Here is a 23562-nt window from a genome sequence, read left to right as displayed (position 1 = left end):
CGGCAGTCCGGCATCAGTAGACCATTCGCAGGCACGGCGTTCTGTTCGCCACCCTACAATCTGCTGACCCCGGTCGCACGCGCACGCCGACCTGCCGCGCGAATCACGCACGCGCCGCGGCCGTCACGCCCGAGTCTGTCGCCAGGATGCGCTTCATCTCGTCGCGCACGATCGCGCGGCAGCCGCACGACAGCTTCTCGAGGCCGCCGAGATCGGCCAGCTCGATCGAACTCCGGTACTGGCGGATCAGGCCGAGCTTCTGGATTTCCCCGGCCGCATCCGTGACCGTTTCGCGCCGTACGCCGAGCATCTGCGCGAGCATGCTGTGGGTGACCTGGATCTCGATGCTGCGCGAACGATCGTACGCGAGCAGGAACCATCTGCATAACTGATGTTTGAGCACGTGATGACGACTGCAGAAGGTGATCTGCGATACCTGCGCCATCAGCAGCCGCACGCTGACGAACACCAGATGGCGAATGACGGGTGACGCGTCGAAGGCCGTGGCGAATATGCGCCGGTCGAGCCGATAGACGAAGCCGTCGCGGCATGCGATGGCGCGGCAGGGCATCCGGCCGCTGCCGCCGATCACGTCGTCGCACACGATGCTCTCGCTGCCGATCTGCGCGACTTCCAGCGTCATGCCGGCGGACGACACGTACTGCAGCGAAATCGCGGTCGTGACGGGCAGGTAGACGGCGGCCAGCATTTCGCCGGGTTCGCACAGCACTTGCCCGGATTTCAGGTGAACGAGTTGCAGGTTGGCGATCAGCATCGCGCGTTGGTCGCGGTCGAGGGCCGCGAGAAACCGGTTGGCGTCGAAGCTGTGGGAAAGCTCGATCATGCCGGTCGCGTGGGCGACGGCGTCATTGGCCTGGTGGGTCACGGCGCATCCTCGTAGGGTGGCGATCGCACATCGCGCGACGCGCGTGCGGATTCGTGGTCGTCGGAATTCGTATGCCGATGGCGGGAAACAGGCTAGCACGCAATTGAATTTTAATAATCTCGCATTACGTCACTTCACAAAGTTTGACGATCGGGTGTGAATGAAAACGTTATGTGAATTTGAAGTTCCGGTTTTTTTGTGAATTAAGAACCATGAATGGATTGTGGGGGCGATGATTGGACGTCGATCGGGAATCAATCGGGCGACGCTGATCATCGTGCCGGAAAAATATAGAAGACATTGAACATTATTTGACAATCGAGATATTGAATTTTTATTTATCAATAAAATCAATGTGTTGCATGAGATGTGTGCGGTCGACTACAAATCTGAAAATTAACCTCGCGATTCAGATTTGAGACAGTTCCAAGCGACCATTCGGGATGCGGGGCGCGCGCTGGACGTAATGTGGGACGTCACGGAAACGATTGAAAACAAGTCGTAAGTATTTGAACGATAAGACTGCGCGCGTCGGCGTGGACGGTGCTGCGCGGCATGCGGGCATTGATCTGGTGAATCCCTCGCTGTGACCGCTGCGCCGGGGTGTCCGGAAATGAGACGCTTTTTTCCGTTTTGCGGCCGGTTATTCGGTGATCTAAATCGGATGTGGTTCACATATTAAGGATGAGCGGGTATTGGCACGTAAATCGCTTGTTCGTGCCGGCGTGTCGAAACGGGACGACCGATTCGATCCGGCGGCGAGCAGCCGAAGGTCGATCGGATTCAGGGTTGTGGCCGCAACCCGCGTTGTCGTCCGGATGCGCATCGCGATAACGAGTTCCGCTGACGCGGCTGCACGCGGCAGGGACGATAAAAGGGATACAGACATGCTTCATCTTCACTCGAGCTACTCGGCGAATGCCATCCTCGCTGCCCTCCCGGAGGACAGCATCCGTGCGATCGCACCGCACCTCGAGCTGGTCAGGATCAAGGCTGGCATGCTCGACAGGGTCGGCGAACCGATGCGTCATCTGCACTTCCCGACGACCGCCATGATGTCGGTGCAGCACCTCATGGAGGATGGTGCGATGGTCGAGGTGGCGGTGGTCGGCCGCGAAGGCGTGGTTGGCCTCGCGACGCTGGTCGGCGGCGCCGCGGTGTCGAACCGGGTCGAAGTCCGCATCGGCGGGACGGCCTATCGCGTACCGACCTGCGTGATGCGCTCGGAATTCGAACGATCGCCCGCGACTTACCGGCTGCTGCTGAACTGCTGCCAGGCGACCATGGCGCAGATCTCGCGCAGCGCGCTGTGCAACCGGCATCACTCGGTCAGCGACCAGTTGAGCCGCTGGCTGCTGCTCGCGCATGACCGGATCGACGGCGACGAGCTGGCCGTCACGCAGCAGACGATCGCCAACATGCTCGGCGTGCGCCGCGAGGGCGTGACGGAAGCGGCCGGCCATCTGCAGGACGCCGGGTTGATCCGGCAGCGCCGCGGCCGCATCACCGTGCTCGATCGCGACGGTCTCGAACGGCAGGCGTGCGAATGCTACGACCTGATTCGCGCGGACTATCGCCGGCTGCTCGGTTCGCGCGAGGTCGCGAGGCCGATGCCGGTGCGGCCGCGGCTGCCGGAGATGCATGGCGGGTTCCCCGCGCACGGTGCGTGACGATGCATGCGATGTCGGGTGGAACGAATGCGATGCGACGTGCCGCGCTTGCCGCGACTGACGCCGCGCTCGTGCTGGCGGGCGCGCTCGCGGCACAGGCCGCGATGGGGCTCGCGTGGCATCAATTGTCCGATGCGCAGCGCGGCGCGATCGCATTGCTGTGCGTGCTGACCGTCGCGCTGTTGCCGCGCAGCGCGCGCGTGGTGCGTGGCCGTGCGTCGACGCACGGCGGCGGACCGGCGTTGACGCGCACGGTGGTGGCCGTCATGTGCGCGAGCACGCTGACGGTGGCCGGCACGATGTCGATCATGAACCGCGGCGGCACGGTCACGACGCGCTGGATCGCGCGCACGGTGCTGTCCGGCGATGCGGCGCTGCTGCTCGGCAGGCTGGCGTGGTGCGCGCTCGCGCTGTCGCGCGGCGACCTGCGCGCGCAGCAGCGGCGGGTCGCCGTCGTCGGCGCGACCGCGTACGGACGCGTGGCGATCGAACGGATGCAGCTCGAGCCGGGTGGCGCGTTCGCGGCTGCCTGCGTATTCGACGACGCCGCGCCGGCCGCGGCCGCGGCGGATGGCATCGGCGGCGTGCCGGTGATCGACGATTGGGGCGCGCTGCGGCGCATGATTCGCGGCGGCGAGATCGATGAAGTATGGCTCACGCTGCCGATGTCGCACGAGTGGCGCATCCAGCGCATCGTGCGCGAGTTGCGCGACGAGTTCGTCGAGCTGCGGCTGTTGCCGGACGTGCGGCAGATGGCGGTCGTCGAGCGTTCGGCGACCGACGTGCTCGGCATGCCGGCGATCAACCTCGCGACCACGCCGCGCTCCGCGCCGGAGCTATGGGCGAAGTTCGCGTTCGACCGGCTGTTCGCGGTCGTCGTGCTGATCCCGCTGCTGCCGCTGCTGACGGTGCTGGCGATCGCGGTGAAGCTGTCGTCGCCGGGGCCCGTCTTGTTCAGGCAGCGCCGCAAGGGCGCCGACGGGCGCGAGTTCCAGATCCTCAAGTTCAGGACGATGCGCGCGCATCGCGCACAGCCGGGCGTCGTGCGGCAGGCCTCGCGCAACGATGCGCGCATCACGCCGGTCGGTGCGTTCCTGCGGCGCACGTCGCTCGACGAGCTGCCGCAGTTCTTCAACGTGCTGTTCGGCCAGATGTCGGTGGTCGGGCCACGTCCCCATGCGATCGAGCATGACGACTTCTATCGGCAACTGATCGACTGCTACATGTATCGCTATCGCGTGCGGCCGGGGATCACGGGCTGGGCGCAGGTGAACGGTTATCGCGGCGAGACGCGCAAGGTCGAGGCGATGGCCGCGCGCGTGAAGTTCGACCTGTTCTACATGCAGAACTGGAGCTTCTGGTTCGACATGAAGATCATCCTGATGACGATCGTGCGTGGCTTCATCGGCCGCAACGCATTTTAATGATTAGGAAAACGAAGTATGGCGAGCCGGCGTTTGAAAGGAGCCGGACGCTCGAAACGAATCCGATGCAATTCGCGACGACGGTTCCGATACCGTGCTTCAGCTATCCGCCGGCGGCTGTCCGGCCGCCGGCAACGCAGCGGGCGTGACGGCGGGGTGGACGTCGGGCGCGGCTTGCGCGCTCGAGGGCTGCACGGCGTGCTGGATCGTCGGCACGACCATCGTCGGGAACAGGGCCGCAAGGGCCACCCAGATCACGACGCCGAACACCATGACGTTCTCCCGGAAAGCGGCGAACCTGCCGCACATGGTTTCAATCTATGACGCAACTTTGTGCAGGGGATTGATCGACCTCAACGGCGGCTGCGTCAGACGAAAGCCGGCTGCGTCGCGCTTTCGCGTCCGTCCCCCGTTTTCGCGCGCCCGGTGCGGCCGCTGAAGCCGGTCAACACATGCGTGTTCAATGGGTTTATGCTGCGTCGAATGCGTCCGGCGCTTCTTGCGTCCGGGCGAGCATCCGGGCGTGGCGGGCCGGCTGTGCCGACCCGCCACGCACCGGCGCGACACCCGCGCGCCGCATGCCTCATTGCGTGGGAACCCGGAACAGGAGAGACGGCGATGGCGCTCGACCAACAGCAACGGCAGACGCTGCAGCGGCGGCTGACTGACAGCGAGCAGGCGCTGCGCGCGGATATCCGCACGAGCGAGGACCAGCGCGCGTCGGAGTCCTATGCCGATCTCGCCGGCGCCGCGCCGGACGAGGGTGACGAGGCGAACGCCGATCTGTTCGTCGACATGGATCACGCATTGATCGGAATGAAGCTGGCCGAACTGAGGGCGATCGGGCGCGCGCAGCAGCGCATGCGCGACGGCAGCTACGGCGAGTGCATCGATTGCGATGCGCCGGTCGGCTACGAGCGGCTGCTCGCACGGCCGAGCGCCGAGCGCTGCACGCATTGCCAGTCGATATACGAGCGTCGCTACGCAACGACGCCGCGCGCATCGCTCTGACGTCGGCGCCGGGGCCGCGCCACCGGCACGGCCCGACAGCGCGACGCGGGTAGTCGGCGCAGGATGACCAACGGGCGCCTGTCGCCGTCGACATGCGGTGCCGGGCGGGCAGACGCCGTCGCGCCAGCGCACGGCGCCATCCACGTGGAAGGGAGCCACGCCGATCATGCCGATCCACAATGCCGAGTGCGCGGCCGTGTTCGCCGAAATCGCCGACATGCTTGAGATCCAGGGCGCCAACCCGTTCCGGGTGCGCGCATATCGCAACGCCGCCCGTACCATTGCCGACTACGGGCGCGATATTCCCGCGATGATCGCGAGCGGCGGCGATCCCGGCCAGATTCCGTCGATCGGAACCGATCTCGCGTCGAAGCTGCGCGAGATCGCCGCCACCGGAACCTGCGAACTGCAGCAAACGCTGCGCCACGCATTGCCGGGTGCGATCGTCGAACTGCTCGACGTGCCGGGGCTCGGCGCGAAACGCGTGAAGGCGCTGCACGATGCACTGCACGTCGATTCGCTCGAGCAGCTCCGCGCCGAAGCGAAGAGTGGGCACGTGCGGGCGCTGCCGGGATTCGGCGCGAGAACCGAAGCGCATCTGCTCGATGCGATCGACGACCGCCTGCAGCGTGAGCCGCAGCGCTTCCTGTTGCCGGACGCCGCGCGATCGCTGCTGCCGTTGCTCGAACGGCTGCGTGAGGTCGCTGGTGTCGGCGAAGCGGTGCCGGCCGGGAGCTTTCGCCGCTGCCGCGAGACGGTGGGCGATCTCGACATCCTCGTCACCGCGAAGGATCCGGCCGCGGTGGCCGACGCGTTCGTCGCGTACGACGAGGTCGCGCGCGTGCTCGCGAACGGCAAGACGCGCTCGAGCGTCGTGCTCGGCAACGGGCTGCAGGTCGACCTGCGGGTGGTCGACGCCGACGCGTTCGGCGCGGCGCTCGTCTATTTCACGGGCTCGAAGGCGCACAACATCACGTTGCGCCGGATCGCGCAGGCCGGCGGGCTGAAGATCAACGAATACGGCGTGTTCCGCGGCGACGAGCGGATCGCGGGCGCGACGGAGGCATCCGTCTACGAGGCGATCGGCTTGCACTGGGTGCCGCCCGAACTGCGCGAGGATCGCGGCGAGATCGACGCGTCGCGCGCCGGCACGCTGCCGGCCCTGGTCGAACGCAAGCACGTTCATGGCGACCTGCACGCGCATACCGACGCGTCGGCCGGTCGCGACAGCCTGCGCGCGATGGTGGACGCGGCACGCGCGCGGGGGCTCGCGTACCTGGCCGTCACGGACCGGATGCCGGAGGCAGGCGGCACCGACTGGCTCGTGCGGCAGATCGACGAGATCGACCGCATCAATGCATCGTTTGACAATTTCGTGCTGCTGAAGGGCGTCGAGGCCGGCATTCGCGCGGACGGCAGCCTCGATGTGCCTGACGAGGTGCTCGGCCGGCTCGACCTCGTCGTCGGCGCGGTGCGCGACGGCTTCGACCTGCCGGGCGATGCGCAGACCGAACGGATGCTGCGCGCGATGGACCATCCGTATTTCACGATCCTTGCGCATCCGACCGGCCGGCTGCTCGGCACACGCGACGCATGCGAACTCGACGTGCCGCGCGTGATTGCCCGGGCCGCCGCGCGCCACTGCTTCGTCGAACTCGACGGCGACCCGCGACGGCTCGACCTGCCGGACGTCTGGTGCCGCGCGGCCGCGAAGGCCGGCGTCGCGGTGGCGATCGGCTCGGACGCGCAGTGCGCGAGCGACCTCGACCACCTGACATACGGCATCGGCCAGGCGCGGCGCGGCTGGCTGACGCGGCACGACGTGCTGAACACGCGCACGCTCGCGCAACTGCGGCCGTTGCTCGCGCGCACGATGGGCGCGAGCGGCGCGCCGAAGCGCGGCCGACCGAAGGGGGCGTGACGGCACCCGGCGACGCGCTGCCGAGGCGCTGTGCGGCGGCGTCAGGTCAGCACGTCTTCGGCCGGTACGTACGGCAGGCCGAGCGCCAGCGCGACGGCTTCATACGTGATGTGCCCGTCGCATACGTTCAACCCCGCGCGCAGATGCGGATCGTCGGCCATCGCACGTTTCCAGCCCTTGTCGGCGAGCGCGAGCGCATGCCCGAGCGTCGCGTTGTTCAATGCGAACGTCGACGTGCGCGCGACCGCGCCGGGCATGTTCGCGACGCAGTAGTGCACGACGCCGTCGACGACAAAGGTCGGCTGCGCGTGGGTCGTCGCATGCGATGTCTCGAAGCAGCCACCCTGGTCGATCGCGACGTCGACGACGACGGCGCCCGTGCGCATCGTCGCGATCATGTCGCGCGTGACGAGCCGCGGCGCCGACGCGCCGGGCACGAGCACGGCGCCGATCACGACATCGGCGTCGCGCACGGCTTCGCCGACCGTGTGCGCGTTCGAGCAGACGGTCGCGATCCGGTTCGCGAACACCAGGTCGAGCTGGCGCAGCCGGCCCACGTTGGTGTCGAGCACCGTGACGCGCGCGCCGAGACCGACCGCCATCTGCAGCGCGCCGGTCCCCACGACGCCCGCGCCGAGCACGACGACGTGCGCGGCCGGCACGCCGGGCACGCCGGCCATCAGCAGGCCGCGGCCGCCGCGCGGGCTTTCGAGGTGCGTCGCCGCAACCTGGATCGACATGCGTCCGGCAACTTCGCTCATCGGCGCGAGCAGCGGCAAGCCGCCGCCGGCGCCCGTCACGGTTTCATAGGCGATGCAGACCGCGCCTGACTTCACGAGCGCGGCCGCCTGCTCGGGATCGGGCGCGAGGTGCAGGTAGGTATAGAGGATCTGCCCGCGCCGCAGCATCGCGCACTCGGTCGACTGCGGCTCCTTGACCTTGATGATCATGTCGGCGCGCGCGAAGATCTCGCTCGCGTCGTCGCACAGTGCCGCGCCGGCGGCCGTGTAGTCGTCGTCGAGCAGACCGATCGCGGTGCCCGCGCCGCGCTGCACCAGCACGCGGTGGCCATGCCGCGTGAGTTCGTGTGCGCCGGCCGGCGTGAGCCCGACGCGGTATTCGTGATTCTTGATCTCCTTCGGCACACCGATCAGCATGAGTCGTCTCCATGGGTATTCGTCATCGTTGTCGTGCATGCGCGCGCTGCGATCGTCCGACCGTGCGTGCCGGCGAACGGCACGTGCGCGCCGGTTGCACGTGCACGTATCGATGGCCGTATCGGAATAAAAGGGTAGCGATGCGCGGAGGGAAGTCAAGCGGCGGCCGCGCGCGACGGGCGCGGGCACTGCACCGCAGCATGCGCGATGGCGCATTGCGACCGGACGTCGCAATGCATGTGGCGCGCGGTTTGGGTATCGTCTTGCGTGGCGCGAAACGGGGCCGCGCGCCGGAATCGTTCCGGCAAGACCACGACACGACAACATAACGAGACAAGGAATCTTACCGACATGACCGGCGCGTATTTCAGCGTGCCGACGCTTTGCGCGATCGCACTCGTTCACGTCTACTGGGCGTTCGGCGGGCGGCGCGGCAAGCGTGCGGCCATTCCGGAGCAGAACGGCGTGCCGCTGTTGCGGCCGACCAGGTGCGGCACGCTCGGCGTCGCCGCGGCACTGCTGGCCGGTGCATGTGCGGTGGCGTCGCGCGCCGGCTGGCTGTGGCCGAACCTGTATCCGGCCGCCATCGCGTTCGTGGTCGTTGCGCTCGCATTGATCTTCGCGGTGCGGGCGGTCGGTGATTTCCGCTACGTCGGCTTCTTCAAGCGGGTTCGCGGGTCGCGCTTCGCGCGAATGGACAGCCTGTGCTACTCGCCACTGTGCGCGGCGCTGGCGATATCGATCGCCTCGATGCTGTGGCCGGGCTGAGCGGCAAGCGGGATCCGGCCAGCCGCAGCGCCGGGAGCGGCTCCGGTGCGCGCGTCGCGATGCCGTGACGTAAAGCCCCGACCGGGGCGGCGCGCGGGACGGGACGCTCGCGACGGCAGCGCGAATCCGGGGCGGACGAGCGGCCGCCCCGTGGACCGACGACGCACACGCGCCGCGGCTCTTGCGTATTCCGGGGTGACGCTTTTCCGATTATTGCGGTTTCCGATGCAATGAATTGCATTGAACCCTTTGGAAATGGAACCGGTTCCATCTATAATTCGCGGCACTCGTCGCCAGGCCCCCGAATGAGGGTCGTGCACGTTGCGCTTGCCGTCGGCTGGCGCGGCGTCTAAGTTGAATCAGGGCCATGGCAGTGCTGGGCAGGTGCGGGCCGAAAGGCTGCATTTGTCTGACGATCAGACCCGCGAAGAGGTTGAGCCGCGCAGCGCCGGAACCGGCGCGACCACGGCTGCATGACGGCGCCGGCGCGCAGTGCGCGGCCGGCGCCCGCATCGAGAGTGCTCGCAATACCGCTAGAACAGGACGGCCGGCCGCGTGCGGCATGGCTATCGTGCCGGCCACGCCGCGTCCGGAATGCGCGTGCCCGATCACGCTCCCCAACGATCAACATCCGACCATGTCCACGCCACCCGACAAACCCAATTCGCGTCGCCGCTTCCTGCGCACGTCGGTCGCGCTCGTGCCGATCGCGACGGTCGCCGGTTGCGACCTGCGCTCGTCGTCATCGTCCGCCACCACGGCCGGCAATGCCTCCACCGCGTCGGCCGGCGCCGAACGCGCGCCGTACAAGCCGACCTTCTTCGATGCGAAGGAGTGGGCGTTCGTCCAGGCCGCCGTCGACCGGTTGATCCCGGCCGACGCCGAAGGCCCCGGCGCGCTCGAATCCGGCGTGCCCGAATTCATCGACCGCCAGATGGAAACCCCGTACGCGCATGGCGCGACGTGGTACATGCAGGGGCCGTTCCAGCAGGGCGTGCCCGAGCTGGGCTACCAGCTCAAGCTGGTGCCGCGCGACATCTACCGGCTCGGCATCGCGGCGGTCAACCGCTATTGCGAAAAGGCCCACGGCAAGGCATTCGCCGATCTCGACGCGCCGACCCGCGACACCGTGCTCGGCGCGCTGGAGAAAGGCGCCGCGCAGATCGACGACGTGCCGGACGGCGTGTTCTTCGGCCAGTTGCTGCAGAACACGCGCGAAGGCTATTTCTGCGATCCGGTGCATGGCGGCAATCACGACATGGCCGCGTGGAAGATGATCGGCTTTCCGGGCGCGCGCGCCGACTTCATGGATTTCGTCAACCAGAACGGCAAGCCCTATCCGTATGGCCCCGTCTCGATCAACGGGGAGCGCACCTGATGGCCGCAGAAAAGAAGCCGCATGTCGATGCGGTAATCGTCGGCTTCGGCTGGACCGGCGCGATTCTCGCGAAGGAACTGACCGAAGCGGGCTTGAACGTCGTCGCGCTCGAGCGCGGCGAGTATCGCGACACCTATCCGGACGGCGCGTATCCGAACACGATCGACGAGCTGACCTACAACATCCGCAAGAAGCTGTTCCTCGACCTGTCGAAGACGACCGTGTCGATCCGCCACGGCGTGCAGGACACCGCGCTGCCGTACCGGCAGCTCGCGGCGTTCCTGCCGGGCGAGGGTGTCGGCGGCGCGGGGCTGCACTGGTCGGGCGTGCACTTCCGGATCACGCCGGAAGAGCTGCGCCTGCGCAGCCACTACGAAGAGCGCTACGGCAAGAAGTTCATCCCCGCAGGGATGACGATCCAGGACACGGGCGTCACGTACGACGAGCTCGAGCCGTATTTCGACTTCGCGGAGAAGGTGTTCGGCACGTCGGGCCAGGCGTACAAGGTCGGCGGCAAGGTGGTCGGCGACGGCAACGTGTTCGAGGCGAACCGCAGCGACAACTTCCCGCTGCCCGCGCAGCTCAATACGTATTCGGCGCAGCGCTTCTCCGATGCCGCGAAGTCGCTCGGGCTGCATCCGTACCGGCTGCCGTCGGCGAACACGTCGGGGCCGTACACGAACCCGTACGGCGTGCAGATGGGGCCGTGCAACTTCTGCGGCTACTGCAGCGGCTACGCGTGCTACATGTACTCGAAGGCGTCGCCGAACCTGAACATCCTGCCCGCGCTGAAGCAGGTGCCGAACTTCGAGCTGCGCTCGAAGTGCCACGTGCTGCGCGTGGACCTCGACGACACGAAGAAGCGCGCGACGGGCGTCACCTACGTCGACCCGGCCGGCCGTGAAGTGCACCAGCCGGCCGATCTCGTGATCGTCGCCGCGTTCCAGTATCACAACGTGCACCTGCTGCTGCTGTCGGGCATCGGCAAGCCTTACGACCCGATCTCGGGCGAAGGCGTGGTGGGCCGCAATTTCGCGTACCAGAACCTGTCGACGATCAAGGCGTTCTTCGACAAGGACACGTATACGAACCCGTTCATCGGCGCGGGCGGCAACGGCGTCGCGGTGGACGACTTCAACGCGGACAACTTCGACCACGGCCCGCTCGGCTTCGTCGGCGGCTCGCCGCTGTGGGTGAACCAGGCCGGCGTGAAGCCGATCAGCGGCATCGCGACGCCGCCGGGCACACCGCAGTGGGGCTCGGCGTGGAAGAAGGCCGTGAAGGACAACTACGCGCACACGATCTCGATGGACGCGCACGGCACGAACATGTCATATCGCGACGTATACCTCGACCTCGATCCGACCTATCGCGATTCGTACGGCCAGCCGCTGCTGCGGATGACGTTCGACTGGAAGGACAACGACATCAAGATGGCGCAGTACGTGACCGGGCAGATGAAGAAGATCGCGGAGGCGATGGGGCCGAAGGCGATCGGCGTGTCGACGCGCGAGTTCGGCAAGCACTTCGATTCGCGTGCGTACCAGACGACTCACCTGGTCGGCGGCGCGATCATGGGCACCGATCCGAAGACGAGCGTGCTGAACCGCTACCTGCAGTGCTGGGACGTGCACAACGTGTTCGTGATGGGCGCGTCGGCGCTGCCGCAGGGCATCGGCTACAACCCGACCGGGATCATCGCGGCGCTGGCCTACTGGTCGGCACGTGCGATCCGCGAGCAATACCTGAAAAATCCCGCCCCGCTGGTGACCGTATGAAGAGGACAGTGAACCCCCACAACGCCGCGCGCCGTCTTTCCCCATTGCGGCGCGCACTGGCGACCGGTGCGGCATGGGCCGCGTTCGGCTTCGCGGGCACGGCGGCGTTCGCGCAACCGGCAGCGCCCGCGGCGGTGTCCGCCGCGGCTGCTGCACCCGTCGCCCAATCCGCCGACGCGAACCTGATCAAGCGAGGCGAATACCTTGCGCGGGCAGGCGACTGCATCGCGTGCCACACCGCGAGCGGCGGCAAGCCGTTCGCGGGCGGCCTGAAGTTCGACACGCCGATCGGCGGCATCTACTCGACGAACATCACGCCGGACCCGAAGACGGGCCTCGGCGGCTGGACGTATGAGGACTTCACCCGCGCGGTGCGCGAGGGCGTGCGCAAGAACGGCGACACGATGTATCCGGCGATGCCGTTCCCGTCGTATTCGCGGCTGACCGACGACGACATGAAGGCGCTGTACGCGTACTTCATGCACGGCGTCGCGCCGGTCGAGCACGAGAACCGCAAGGTGGACATCGTGTGGCCGCTGTCGATGCGCTGGCCGCTGACGTTCTGGCGCATGCTGTTCGCACCGTCGCCGAAGCCGTTCGACGCGGCACCGTACACCGATCCGGTGGTCGCGCGCGGCGCGTATCTCGTGCAGGGTCTCGGCCATTGCGGCGCGTGCCACACGCCGCGCGCGGTGACGATGCAGGAGCGCGCGCTGACCGACGCGGGCGGCCTCGACTTCCTGGCCGGCGGCGCGGCGATCGACGGCTGGGTGCCGACCAGCCTGCGCGGCGAGCCGCGCACCGGGTTCGGCACGTGGAACGAAACCGAGATCGTGCAGTTCCTGAAGACCGGCCGCACGCTGCGCACGGCCGCGTTCGGCGGGATGACGGACGTGGTCGGCCACAGCATGCAGCACATGAGCGACGACGATCTCACGGCGATCGCACGCTACCTGAAGACGCTGCCGCCAAAGGTGCAGGGCGAGACACCGTACGCGTACGACGCGACGGCCGCGCACGCGCTGCAGACCGGCGACGCGAGCAAGCCGGGCGCGGCGGTCTATCGCGACAACTGCATGGCCTGCCACCGTAGCGACGGCCACGGCTACACGCGGGTGTTCCCGGCGCTCGCCGGCAACCCGGTCCTGCAGGGCGACGATCCGACTTCGGTGATCCACGTCGTGCTGTCGGGCAGCGCGCTGAAGGGCACGCACACCGCGCCGTCGACCTTCACGATGCCGCCGTTCGGCTGGCGCCTGTCGGACCAGGAAGTCGCGGACGTGTCGAACTTCGTGCGCACGAGCTGGGGCAATACGGGCGCGGCGATCACGGCCGCGCAGGTCGCGAAGGTGCGCAAGAGCGTGCCGTCGACGCGGCCGGAGCCGCCGCCGGGCGCGCGGTTCCCGCAAGCGTCGCGCTGACCCACGCGGCGGGGCATCCGGCCCCGCCCACCTGCTCCGCCTCGCGGCGCCGGTCGGCCCGCGGGGCGCGTTCCGCCCGACCGAGGTTGCACCCCGCAATGGCGCGCCACCCGCGTGAATTTTTCGCGGTGGCGCGCCATTTTTTCGCCTCATCCCTTATCCTTCCATTCTTGAACCTTACTAAATCGTTACAAGAACTCGGGAGGGGGGATGCCTCATGACGTCAGCCTGATTGCGTTGCTCGCGGCCGGTTTCGGTCTCGCGATGATCTTCGGTTACTTCGCGTCGCTGCTGAAAATGCCGCCGCTCGTCGGCTATCTGCTCGCCGGGATCGTGATCGGCCCCGGCACGCCCGGTTTCGTCGGCGACCTGTCGCTCGCGCAGCAGCTCGCCGAAGTCGGCGTGATGTTACTGATGTTCGGCGTCGGCCTGCATTTCTCGCTCGGCGATCTCCTCGCGGTGCGCAAGATCGCGCTGCCGGGCGCCATCGTCCAGATTACCGTCGCGACGCTGCTCGGCGGCGGGCTCGCGCTCACGTGGGGCTGGAGCCTCGGCGCGGCGCTCGTGTTCGGGCTCGCGCTGTCGGTCGCGAGCACGGTCGTGCTGTTGCGGGCGCTCGAGGGGCGCGGGCTCGTCGAGACGGTCAACGGGCGCATCGCGGTCGGCTGGCTGGTCGTCGAGGATCTCGTGATGGTGCTCGTGCTGGTGCTGCTGCCGCCCGTCGCGGGGCTGCTCGGCGGCACGCCGCCCGGCGACGCGCACGCGGCCGGCGGCAGCGTGTGGGGCACGCTCGGCGTCACGATGCTGAAGGTCGCCGCGTTCATCGCGCTGATGCTCGTGGTCGGCAAGCGCGTGTTTCCGCGCATCCTGTGGCTCGTCGCGCGCACCGGCTCGCGCGAGCTGTTCACGCTGTGCATGATCGCGGCGGCGGTCGGCATCGCGTTCGGTGCGGCGAAGCTGTTCGACGTGTCGTTCGCGCTCGGCGCGTTCTTCGCCGGGATGATGATGCGCGAGTCGGAGTTCAGCCGGCGCGCGGCCGACGAGACACTGCCGCTGCGCGACGCGTTCTCGGTGCTGTTCTTCATCTCGGTCGGGATGCTGTTCGACCCGAAGGTGCTGCTCGACGAGCCGCTGCACGTGATCGAGGTCGCGGCGATCGTGCTGGTCGGCAAGACGCTCGCCGCGGTCGCGCTCGTGATCGCGTTCCGATATCCGCTGAATACCGCGCTGACGGTCGGCGCGGGCCTGGCGCAGATCGGCGAGTTCTCGTTCATCCTCGCGGGCCTCGGCCGGGCGCTCGGGCTGCTGTCGGCCGAGGGGCAGAGCCTGATTCTCGCGGTCGCGCTGATCTCGATCGCGATGAACACGCTGCTGTTCGCGATGATCGATCCGGCGCTCGTGTGGATCCGCAAGCATTCGGCGTTCGCGCGCAAGCTCGAGGCGCGCGACGATCCGCTCGCCGCGCTGCCGATGTCGACGCCGCAGACACACCTGACCGGGCAGGTTGTGATCGTCGGCTACGGCAAGGTCGGCACGCGGATCGCGCATGCGCTGGACGAGCGCGGGATCGCGTATGTGGTCGTCGAGCAGAACCGCGAACTCGTCGAGAAGCTGCGCGCGGACGGCATCGCTGCCGTGTCGGGCGACGCGATCGAGCCGGTCGTGCTGGTGCAGGCGCATATCGCGCGCGCCGGGATGCTGGTCGTCACGCTGCCGGACGTGTTCGACGTGCGGCAGATCGTCGAGATTTCGCGCACGCTGAATCCGGCGCTGGAGGTGGTGCTGTGCACGAACAGCGGCGACGAGGCCGCGCTGCTGTCGAGCGAGGGCGTCGGCACCGTGTTCATGGGCGAGAGCGAACTTGCCCGCGGGATGACCGAGCACGTGCTCGGCAGGATGGTGAGGCCGGTGGCGGCTGCGCACGCGCATTGACGGTCGCGCGGCCGGGTTCGCGCGGAGAGCGGGAGTGCGCCGGCCGTCGAAAGGGCGCGTGCGAGGAACGCTATGTAGCGAATAGTCGACCGGTTCGTCGCGCGCAGTGCGCGGTAGTCCCCGGCGGCTTTAGCCTGCCGCCACCTTCGTTTTTACGGCCGCGCCGGATTGCGCGGCCGTTTTCACAGGTGCCGCGGCCGTCTCCGCGGCGGCCGCCTTCGGTTGCACCGCGGCCTTCGGCGCGGCGACCGTCTTCTGCGGCGCCGTCTTGACCGGCGCATTCTGAGCCGGCTCGACCGGTGCGTCGGGCGGCACGCCGAGCAACTGCAGCGAGCCGCTCGTGACCGACGAGAACACCGGGCCGGCCACCGTGCCGCCGTAGTAGCCCTTGCCGCGCGGCTCGTCGATCATCACCGCGACGATCAGGCGCGGGTTGCTCATCGGCGCCATCCCCGCGAACAGCGCGCGGTACTTGCCCTTCGCATAGGTTGCGCCGACCTGCTTGCGCGCCGTGCCCGTCTTGCCGCCGATCCGGTAGCCGTCGACGCGCGCGCGGCGCCCCGTGCCGCCTTCCCCGACCGCCGACTCGAGCATCGCGCGGATCGCCGCCGCGGTTTGCGGCGACGTCACGCGGTGGCCGCGATGCGCGTCGATCGTCTGCTGGTCGGTGCCGTTCTTCAGCAGCGACACCGGGTGCAACGTGCCGTCGCCTGCATAGGCCGTGTAGGTCTGCGCGATCTGCAGCAGCGACATCGACAGCCCGTAGCCGTACGCCATCGTCGCCTGCTCGATCGGCCGCCAGCGCTTGTAGCCGCGCAGCCGGCCCGACGCGACGCCCGGGAACGTCAGTTCCGGCGCGCGGCCGATCCCGTACTCCTGGTATTTGTTCCAGATCGTTTCGGCGGGCAGGTTCAGTGCCAGCTTCGCGAGCGCGACGTTGCTCGACTTCTGCAGGGCCTGCGAGACGGTCAGCGAGCCGTGGTTCGACGTGTCGTGGATCACGGCCGGGCCGATCTTGTAGGTGCCCGGCGACGTGTTGATGATCGTGTTCGGCGTGACCTTGCGCTCGTCGATCGACAGCGCGACGACGAGCGGCTTGATCGTCGAGCCGGGCTCGAACGTGTCGATCACCGCACGGTTGCGCAGCTGCTGGCCGGTGAGGCGCGCACGGTCGTTCGGGTCGAAGGTCGGGTAGTTCGCGAGGGCGAGGATCTCGCCGTTCTGCGCGTCGAGCACGACGACGCTGCCGGCCAGCGCGTTGTTCTCGAGCACGGCGGCCTTGAGCTGGCTGAACGCGAGCTGCTGGATCCGGCGGTCGATCGTCAGCTCGATCGTCGCGCCGTGCTGCGCGGGGACGAGCGGGCGCGTATCGGACACGATGCGCCCGAGCCGGTCGCGGATCACCTCGCGCTGCCCGGACGTGCCCGACAGCCGCGCGTTCGCCGCGAGTTCGACGCCTTCCTGGCCCTTGTCCTCGACGTTGGTGAAACCGACCACGTGCGCGGCCGATTCGCCTTCCGGATAGAAGCGCTTCGAATCGGCGATCTGCGTGATGCCGTCGATCTCGAGCTTGTCGAGCCGGCTCGCGGTCTCGGCGTCGATCTGCCGCTTGAGCAGCACGAACGTACGGTCGTTGCGCAGGCGGCGCTTCACTTCCACGAGCGGCATGTCGAGCAGCTTCGCGAGCTGCGGATAGTCGATCTCGGCGACCTGTTTCGGGTTCGCCCAGATTTCATAGGTCGACAGGCTGACCGCGAGCATCGCGCCGTTGCGATCGACGATGCGCCCGCGCATCGCGTCGAGCTCGATCGTGCGCTGGTAGCGTTTCTGGCCTTGCCCGACATAGAAATCCTGGTTCGCGACCTGCACCCAGAAGGCGCGCCCGATCAGCGCGGCGAAGCCGAGTGACACCATGATCACGACCAGTTTCGAGCGCCACATCGGCAGGCGCGACGTGAGTATCGGATGCTTGGTCGCGGCGGCGTAGGGATCGGCGGGGTGGGTCTTCTTTTTCACGCTCATGCAAGGGCCGGGTCGGGCCGCCGGACGGCGGCAAGTCAGTCTGAATAATGTGATTGTAATAAATGAGTAAACATCATGTGGGGAAAGTGTGTTTCGGCCCTGTAAAAGACGCGCAGGTTCGACCGGGCGGGAGCGGAAAAACGGAAGGGGGCTGGAACGGCGGTGCGGCGTCGTTCGCCGTCGGCGACGGCATCGCGATGGCCGGACGGAGCGTCACCGGCGGCGCGCTGTAATTATCCCGACCCCGATTATTTTCGGGGCCATAAAATGAAAAGCGCCTCGAGAGAGGCGCCCTTATTGCTGAATATCGAAATTAATATCGCTAAAACTGGAATAAACCCGAAAACCGCAGAGGATTACCGTCAAAAAAACCTATCGATCGACGGAAATAAATTCGTGGTATTCCGGCTCCACCGTGCAATCATCGACCGCCTGAAGCCGCCATGCGCCGTCGGGATGCGCGCCGGCGAGCACCGCGTCGCCCTGTTCGCGTCGCGTCGCGTTGAACGACAGGCCCTTCAACTGGCACACGGCGCGACCGCCGTCGGCCGCGCAGAGGGCCATTGCGCCTTCTACGTCCCGGACCTTGCCCCAGGTCGGAAGATCGATGCCCTGGTGTGCCTCGCGTGACCACAGCCCCTCGTCGGTATCGACCCACAGCACCGCGAAGGCGTGGCGGGTTGCCGATTCGCTGCCATTAATCCGAATAGTGAGGCGCATTGGCTCGTCTCCTGAAGAAAATGACACATTCGACCGTTTTGGTTTGAATAGTCTAGATAGACTGGTGTGAAACGCAAGTGATAAACCGCAATAAACCCGGATTGAGTCTATTGGCGTTTCCGATGAAACGACGTCTGATGATACGTAACGATTCTGGCGGCGCGCGCAAACGCAGGCTGCAGCGCGATCCGCTTGTCGCGACCGCGCGTCGACGCGGCCCGGACATGCGATGACTTGCCGAGGGCGCGTCGATCTGTCGCGCCGAAGCGCCGGCCCGACGCGCGCCGGCGGTCCTGCCACGCACGCTCCCGCTGAATGCTGCCGCCCGCATGTTTCAACGATTTGACCGCGGCCCGCACGACACACTCCGACATTCGCGTACAAATTCACACACTTTCACGAAACTTTCGGGACAGACTTGCGGGCGATCGGGCCCCACACTGGGAATTTCCCGATCCTGCGCCGCGGACGCCCGTCCGTGGCGGGCTGCCGCCGCCTCGTGCGAGCGACGCGATCGACGCGATCGCGGGCCGCAAGCCCGATCGGGACCGCCGGGGCCAGCGTCGGCCCCGGCCCGGCCGATAGCCGTGCGCAGCCCCGCAACCGCGGCAGTCGCGCCGTCCGGCCGATTCTTCGAAGGAGACTATCGTGCTGATCTGGAAAACCGCGTTGTCGCTGAACTGGCGCACGAGCCTCGTGTCGCCGGCCAGCGCACCCGTCGCGGCGGCCAACGTCGGGCGGCTGGTGCTGACCGGTGCCACCGGCTTCATCGGCAGCACCGTGCTGACGGCGCTCGTCAACGCAGGATTGCTCGAGCGCATCGTGTGTGTCGTGCGTGCCGAGAATCGCGGCCACGCCGTCGCGCGGCTGCGCGAAGCGGCACTGCGTGCCGGGCTTGCGCCGTACTGGGCGTCGCGCCTCGGCGACGCGAACGTGATCGTCGGCGCGCTCGGCGACGTGTGGCAGGGCGCCGAGGCGCCGCGTCTCGCCGGCGCGACGCACGTGATCCACTGCGCGGGCCATGCGTCGCCGGCCGACGGTGCGCACCTGCAGGCGGACATCGCCGATTCGCTGCGCTTTGCCGAGCGGTTCGCGCACGCGCTGCGGCTGCAACGTTTCGTGTACGTCGGCACCGCGTATGCGCATGCGGGCCGCGGCGGGATCGTGCAGGAAGAGGCGGCCGGGGTGGCGGCGAGCGCGGCGGCACATGACGATGACGGGCTGCCCGGCGCGGTGCTTGCGGCGGGCTACCTGCACGCGAAGGCGGAAACGGAACAGCGCCTGCGCGGACTCGGGCTGCCGCTCGTCGTCGTGCGTCCGTCGCACGTCGTCGGTCACACTGTGCTCGGCACGCGGCCCGCGCCGAACTCGTTCTGGATGTTCCGCCTTGCGCACGCGGCGCGCCGCTTCACTGCGCGGCCGATGACGCGCATCGACATCGTGTCGGTCGACGACGTCGCGCGCGCGACGATGCTGCTGGCCGTGAAGCCGACGCTGATGCACGACGTGTACCACGTGTCGGCGGGCGACGAGGCGCCGCAGGTCGCGCAGATCGTGCGCGCGATGGACGATGCGGCCGGCATGACGGGCGCACCGCGTTACGCGGCATGTGCGCCGGCCGAACTGCCGCTCGTGGTGCGTGACGTGCTCGGGCGGCCCGACCCGGCGCTCGAACGTGTGATCGGCCGGGCGCTGCAGCGTTGCGCGGAGTTCGCGACGGTCGATCGCGTGTTCGACAACCGCCGCGTGCGCGACGAAATCGATTTCGAGCCGCTGCCGTTCGTCGATTACGTCGAGGAATGCATGCGTACCTCGCGCGGCGTCGCAGTGACCGAGCTGATGCGCGGCGCGCTGCACTGACCGCCCGCGCGATCCGGGGCCTGCCGGTTCAGGTTCGCCGCCGCTCGCCGCCGTCCGGCGGCGGCAGGCGCTAGGACGCGCTGCCGAGCTCGATCAGCCGATCGAGCGCGCGGTAGATGTCGTCCAGGCCGTCCTGGCCGAAACGCGCTTCGAGCTGGCGGTACTGCTCGTCGATGCGCGGGCCGATTTCCGTCACCAGCTTCTTGCTTTGCGGCGTCAGGCTCACCAGCAGCCGGCGCTGATCCTCCTGCGCGCGCGTGCGCGTGATCAGGCCGTCGCGTTCCATCCGTTCCAGCACGCCCGTGAGACTCGGGCTCAGGATGCAGCAGCGGCGCGCGATCTGGCCCGCTTCGAGCGCCTGCGCCGGCTCGCCGTCGAGCACGCGGATGATCCGCCATTGCTGTTCGGTCAGCGCGAATTCCTTGAGAATGGGGCGGAACAGGCCCATCAGCGTTTCGCGGGCCTCGAGCAGCAGCATGGCCAGGTTGCGATGGTCGAGCGTACGGTTCATCGGGGTGGGGAATGGACGGGGACGCATCAATCTTAACAGCCGATGGTGATGAATTTCGTGTATCAGGGTAATCGAGGTTGCGAGCGTCCGATTGTTTACTTAAGATGTTAACTATTGACGATGCGCCGCGACGCGCGGCAGGGGAATGACGCATGGAGCTGTCTTGCATGACCGCCGCGGCGCCGCCGTTGCCGGTCGCCATCGGTACCGTGTACGGTGCGCTGCTCAACGAGCGTGCGGCGCTCGACGCGCTCGGCGATGCCGTGAACGCACCGCCTTATGGCCGGCCGCCGCAGGCGCCGATCCTTTATATCAAGCCGGCCAACACGCATGCGGCCGACGGCGCCGCCGTCGTGGTGCCGGCGGGCGTCGACGCGCTGGAGATCGGCGCATCGGTGGCCGTCGTGTTCGCCCGGCGCGCGACCCGCGTGCCGGCCGCGCAGGCGCTCGACTACGTGCACGGCTTCACGCTCGCGAGCGACGTGTCGGTGCCGCATCCCGATTACTACCGTCCGGCCGTGCGCTGCAAGTGCCGCGATGGTTTCTGCCCGCTGGGCCCGGCCATCGTGCCGGCCGCCGCGCTTGGCGATGCCGACACGATCGGCCTGACCGTGCGGATCGACGGCGAGGTGGTGGTGTCCGCGTCAACCGCCACGCTGATTCGCCCGGTACGCGAACTGATCGCCGACGTGACGGCTTTCATGTCGTTCGACGCGGGCGACGTGCTGTTGCTCGGTGTCGCGGGCGGCGCACCGTGCGCCCGTGCGGGCAGCACGATCGAGATTTCGGCCGCCGGCATCGGCACGTTGCGGCATACGCTGATTGCGGAGGAAGCACGATGAAGACGGCGCGCGTGATCTACAACGGCGCACTGCATGCGGCCGAACCGGCCGGCGACGGCATGATCCGTCTCGATACGGGGCGGGTTGTCGCCGAGGACGTGGTGACCTGGCTGCCGCCCGTCGCGCCGCGCACGACGTTCGCGCTCGGCCTCAACTACGCGGACCACGCGAAGGAACTCGCGTTCAAGGCGCCGAGCGAGCCGCTGATCTTCCTGAAGGGGCCGAACACGTTCATCGGCCACCGGTCGCGCACCGTGCGCCCGGCGGATGCGACGCACATGCACTACGAGTGCGAGCTGGCCGTCGTGATCGGCCGCCCCGCGCGCAACGTGAGCCGTGCGCAGGCGCTCGACCACGTGGCCGGCTATACGGTCGCGAACGACTACGCGATCCGCGACTATCTCGAGAACTACTACCGCCCGAACCTGCGCGTGAAGAATCGCGACACCTGCACGCCGCTCGGGCCGTGGTTCGTGAGCCGCGACGAGATCGGCGACGCAGGCGACCTGACGCTGCGCACGACGGTGAACGGCCAGGAGACGCAGCGCGGCAGCACGCGCGACATGATCTTCGACGTGCCGGCGCTGATCGAGCACATCAGCAGCTTCATGACGCTGTCGCCGGGCGACCTGATCTTGACCGGCACGCCCGAAGGGCTGGCGGACACGAAGCCGGGCGACGAGGTCGTGACCGAAATCGAAGGGATCGGCCGGCTCGTGAACACGATCGTCGGCGAAGCAGACTACTATCGCGCCGGCTAAGCCCGTCGCCCAAGGAAGGAGAGCACATGACCATCAAGCACTGGATCGACGGCCGCGAAGTCGAGAGCCGCGAGACCTTCACGACGCTGAACCCCGCGACGGGCGACGTGATCACCGACGTCGCGTCGGCCGGCGAGGCCGAAGTCGACGCGGCCGTGCGTGCGGCGAAGGAAGCGTTCCCGAAATGGGCGAACACGCCCGCGAAGGAGCGCGCGAAGCTGATGCGCAAGCTCGGCGAGCTGATCGAGAAGAACGTGCCGATGCTCGCCGCGCTCGAGACGCAGGACACCGGCTTGCCGATCGCACAGACGAGCAAGCAGCTGATTCCGCGCGCGTCCGAGAACTTCAATTTCTTCGCGGAAGTGTGCGTGCAGATGAACGGCCGCACCTATCCGGTCGACGACCAGATGCTGAACTACACGCTGTACCAGCCGGTCGGCGTGTGCGCGCTGGTGTCGCCGTGGAACGTGCCGTTCATGACCGCGACGTGGAAGACCGCGCCGTGTCTCGCGCTCGGCAACACGGCCGTGCTGAAGATGTCGGAGCTGTCGCCGCTGACGGCCGACCAGCTCGGCCGGCTCGCACTCGAAGCCGGCATCCCGCCGGGCGTGCTGAACGTCGTGCAGGGCTACGGCGCGACCGCCGGCGACGCGCTCGTGCGCCATCCGGACGTGCGCGCGGTGTCGTTCACGGGCGGCACGGTCACGGGCAAGCGGATCATGGAACGCGCTGGCCTGAAGAAGTATTCGATGGAGCTCGGCGGCAAGTCGCCGGTGCTGATTTTCGACGATGCCGATTTCGACCGCGCGCTCGACGCGTCGCTGTTCACGATCTTCTCGATCAACGGCGAGCGTTGTACCGCGGGCTCGCGGATCTTCGTGCAGCGCACGATCTACGATCGCTTCGTGCAGGAATTCGCGCGCCGCGCGAACAACCTGGTGGTCGGCGATCCGGCCGATCCGGGCACGAATCTCGGCGCGATGATCACGCGCCAGCACTGGGAGAAGGTGACGGGCTATATCCGCATCGGCGAGCAGGAGGGCGCGCGCGTGGTCGCGGGTGGCGCGGACAAGCCGGCAGGGCTGCCAGACCATCTGCGCAACGGCAACTTCGTGCGCCCGACCGTGTTTGCCGACGTCGACAACCGGATGCGCATCGCGCAGGAAGAGATTTTCGGGCCGGTCGCGTGCCTGATTCCGTTCGAGGACGAGGAAGAAGGGCTGCGGCTCGCGAACGACACGTCCTACGGGCTCGCGTCGTACATCTGGACGCAGGACGTCGGCAAGGTGCATCGTCTGGCACGCGGCATCGAGGCCGGAATGGTGTTCGTGAACAGCCAGAACGTGCGCGACCTGCGCCAGCCGTTCGGCGGCGTGAAGGAGTCGGGCACCGGACGCGAAGGCGGCGAATACAGCTTCGAGGTGTTCGCGGAGATCAAGAACGTGTGCATCTCGATGGGTTCGCATCACATTCCCCGCTGGGGCGTGTAACGGGCGGGTC

At 67.6% G+C, this 23562-nt stretch carries 20 protein-coding genes; 14 read left to right on the top strand and 6 right to left on the bottom strand.

Annotation, left to right across the window (positions count from 1 at the left end):
- Positions 1-103 precede the first annotated feature (103 nt).
- Positions 104-886, bottom strand: a complete 783-nt coding sequence (locus tag GEM_RS21805; protein WP_014899562.1) for a Crp/Fnr family transcriptional regulator — start codon at positions 884-886, stop codon at positions 104-106.
- Between the two features lie 887 nt (positions 887-1773).
- Here GEM_RS21805 and GEM_RS21800 point away from each other — a divergent pair.
- The gene (locus tag GEM_RS21800) at positions 1774-2556 is read left to right on the top strand and encodes a Crp/Fnr family transcriptional regulator (RefSeq protein WP_014899561.1); all 783 of its coding nucleotides are present in this window, start codon (positions 1774-1776) and stop codon (positions 2554-2556) included.
- Between the two features lie 32 nt (positions 2557-2588).
- Entirely contained in the window at positions 2589-3980 is a 1392-nt protein-coding gene (locus tag GEM_RS21795; RefSeq protein WP_014899560.1) for an undecaprenyl-phosphate glucose phosphotransferase, read from the top strand.
- A 99-nt stretch (positions 3981-4079) separates the two neighbouring features.
- On the opposite strand, the gene GEM_RS31935 is transcribed toward GEM_RS21795, so the two are convergent.
- Complete coding sequence (locus GEM_RS31935) at positions 4080-4253, bottom strand: hypothetical protein (protein WP_014899559.1); 174 nt, start codon at positions 4251-4253, stop codon at positions 4080-4082.
- A gap of 345 nt (positions 4254-4598) precedes the next feature.
- On the opposite strand from GEM_RS31935, the gene GEM_RS21785 reads away from it, so the two are divergent.
- Positions 4599-4991, top strand: coding sequence for a TraR/DksA family transcriptional regulator (locus GEM_RS21785; protein ID WP_014899558.1), 393 nt, complete (start codon positions 4599-4601; stop codon positions 4989-4991).
- Between the two features lie 166 nt (positions 4992-5157).
- Complete coding sequence (gene polX, locus GEM_RS21780; RefSeq protein ID WP_014899557.1) at positions 5158-6912, top strand: DNA polymerase/3'-5' exonuclease PolX; 1755 nt, start codon at positions 5158-5160, stop codon at positions 6910-6912.
- 41 nt (positions 6913-6953) lie between these two features.
- On the opposite strand, the gene ald is transcribed toward polX, so the two are convergent.
- Positions 6954-8069, bottom strand: a complete 1116-nt coding sequence (ald, locus tag GEM_RS21775) for an alanine dehydrogenase (protein ID WP_014899556.1) — start codon at positions 8067-8069, stop codon at positions 6954-6956.
- Positions 8070-8420: 351 nt separating this feature from the next.
- On the opposite strand from ald, the gene GEM_RS21770 reads away from it, so the two are divergent.
- The 5 genes from GEM_RS21770 to GEM_RS21750 all read left to right on the top strand — a co-directional run bounded on the left by GEM_RS21770 (position 8421) and on the right by GEM_RS21750 (position 15346).
- Positions 8421-8837 (top strand): DUF3995 domain-containing protein, encoded by a 417-nt coding sequence (locus tag GEM_RS21770; protein WP_014899555.1) that lies wholly within the window; start codon positions 8421-8423, stop codon positions 8835-8837.
- Between the two features lie 637 nt (positions 8838-9474).
- Entirely contained in the window at positions 9475-10215 is a 741-nt protein-coding gene (locus tag GEM_RS21765; RefSeq protein ID WP_014899554.1) for a gluconate 2-dehydrogenase subunit 3 family protein, read from the top strand.
- Positions 10215-11993 carry a GMC family oxidoreductase gene (locus GEM_RS21760; RefSeq protein WP_014899553.1) on the top strand — a complete coding sequence of 593 codons (1779 nt, stop codon included), beginning with the start codon at positions 10215-10217 and terminating at the stop codon, positions 11991-11993. The genes GEM_RS21765 and GEM_RS21760 overlap by 1 nt, the downstream gene beginning before the upstream one ends.
- Complete coding sequence (locus GEM_RS21755) at positions 11990-13414, top strand: c-type cytochrome (protein ID WP_014899552.1); 1425 nt, start codon at positions 11990-11992, stop codon at positions 13412-13414. Before GEM_RS21760 ends, GEM_RS21755 begins: the two co-directional genes overlap by 4 nt.
- Positions 13415-13624: 210 nt before the next feature.
- Positions 13625-15346, top strand: a complete 1722-nt coding sequence (locus GEM_RS21750) for a cation:proton antiporter (protein ID WP_014899551.1) — start codon at positions 13625-13627, stop codon at positions 15344-15346.
- A 129-nt stretch (positions 15347-15475) separates the two neighbouring features.
- On the opposite strand, the gene GEM_RS21745 is transcribed toward GEM_RS21750, so the two are convergent.
- On the bottom strand, positions 15476-17368 hold the full coding sequence (locus tag GEM_RS21745) for a peptidoglycan D,D-transpeptidase FtsI family protein (RefSeq protein ID WP_014899550.1): 1893 nt from the start codon (positions 17366-17368) through the stop codon (positions 15476-15478).
- 62 nt (positions 17369-17430) lie between these two features.
- Between GEM_RS21745 and GEM_RS31930 the strand changes: the two genes are divergently transcribed.
- The gene (locus tag GEM_RS31930; protein ID WP_187293275.1) at positions 17431-17601 is read left to right on the top strand and encodes a hypothetical protein; all 171 of its coding nucleotides are present in this window, start codon (positions 17431-17433) and stop codon (positions 17599-17601) included.
- A gap of 139 nt (positions 17602-17740) precedes the next feature.
- Here the strand turns inward: GEM_RS31930 and GEM_RS21740 are convergent, their stop codons facing one another.
- Positions 17741-18088, bottom strand: a complete 348-nt coding sequence (locus GEM_RS21740) for a DUF3564 family protein (protein WP_014899549.1) — start codon at positions 18086-18088, stop codon at positions 17741-17743.
- Between the two features lie 648 nt (positions 18089-18736).
- On the opposite strand from GEM_RS21740, the gene GEM_RS21730 reads away from it, so the two are divergent.
- A complete protein-coding gene (locus tag GEM_RS21730) occupies positions 18737-19948 on the top strand; it encodes an SDR family oxidoreductase (protein ID WP_014899548.1) in 1212 nt (403 codons plus the stop codon).
- Between the two features lie 70 nt (positions 19949-20018).
- Here GEM_RS21730 and hpaR read toward each other — a convergent pair whose 3' ends face one another.
- Positions 20019-20459: a homoprotocatechuate degradation operon regulator HpaR gene (hpaR, locus tag GEM_RS21725; protein WP_041490783.1), complete on the bottom strand. Its 441-nt coding sequence runs from the start codon at positions 20457-20459 to the stop codon at positions 20019-20021.
- A gap of 152 nt (positions 20460-20611) precedes the next feature.
- Between hpaR and GEM_RS21720 the strand changes: the two genes are divergently transcribed.
- The 3 genes from GEM_RS21720 to hpaE are packed head-to-tail and all read left to right on the top strand — an operon-like array spanning position 20612 to position 23552.
- Positions 20612-21301 (top strand): fumarylacetoacetate hydrolase family protein, encoded by a 690-nt coding sequence (locus GEM_RS21720; RefSeq protein WP_041490782.1) that lies wholly within the window; start codon positions 20612-20614, stop codon positions 21299-21301.
- Positions 21298-22062, top strand: a complete 765-nt coding sequence (locus GEM_RS21715) for a fumarylacetoacetate hydrolase family protein (RefSeq protein WP_014899545.1) — start codon at positions 21298-21300, stop codon at positions 22060-22062. Before GEM_RS21720 ends, GEM_RS21715 begins: the two co-directional genes overlap by 4 nt.
- A 26-nt stretch (positions 22063-22088) precedes the next feature.
- Complete coding sequence (hpaE, locus tag GEM_RS21710) at positions 22089-23552, top strand: 5-carboxymethyl-2-hydroxymuconate semialdehyde dehydrogenase (RefSeq protein ID WP_014899544.1); 1464 nt, start codon at positions 22089-22091, stop codon at positions 23550-23552.
- Positions 23553-23562 lie beyond the last annotated feature (10 nt).

The sequence above is a fragment of the Burkholderia cepacia GG4 genome, assembly GCF_000292915.1.
Taxonomy (GTDB): Bacteria; Pseudomonadota; Gammaproteobacteria; order Burkholderiales; family Burkholderiaceae; genus Burkholderia; species Burkholderia cepacia_D.
This window is presented reverse-complemented; position numbering and strand designations above follow the sequence as displayed.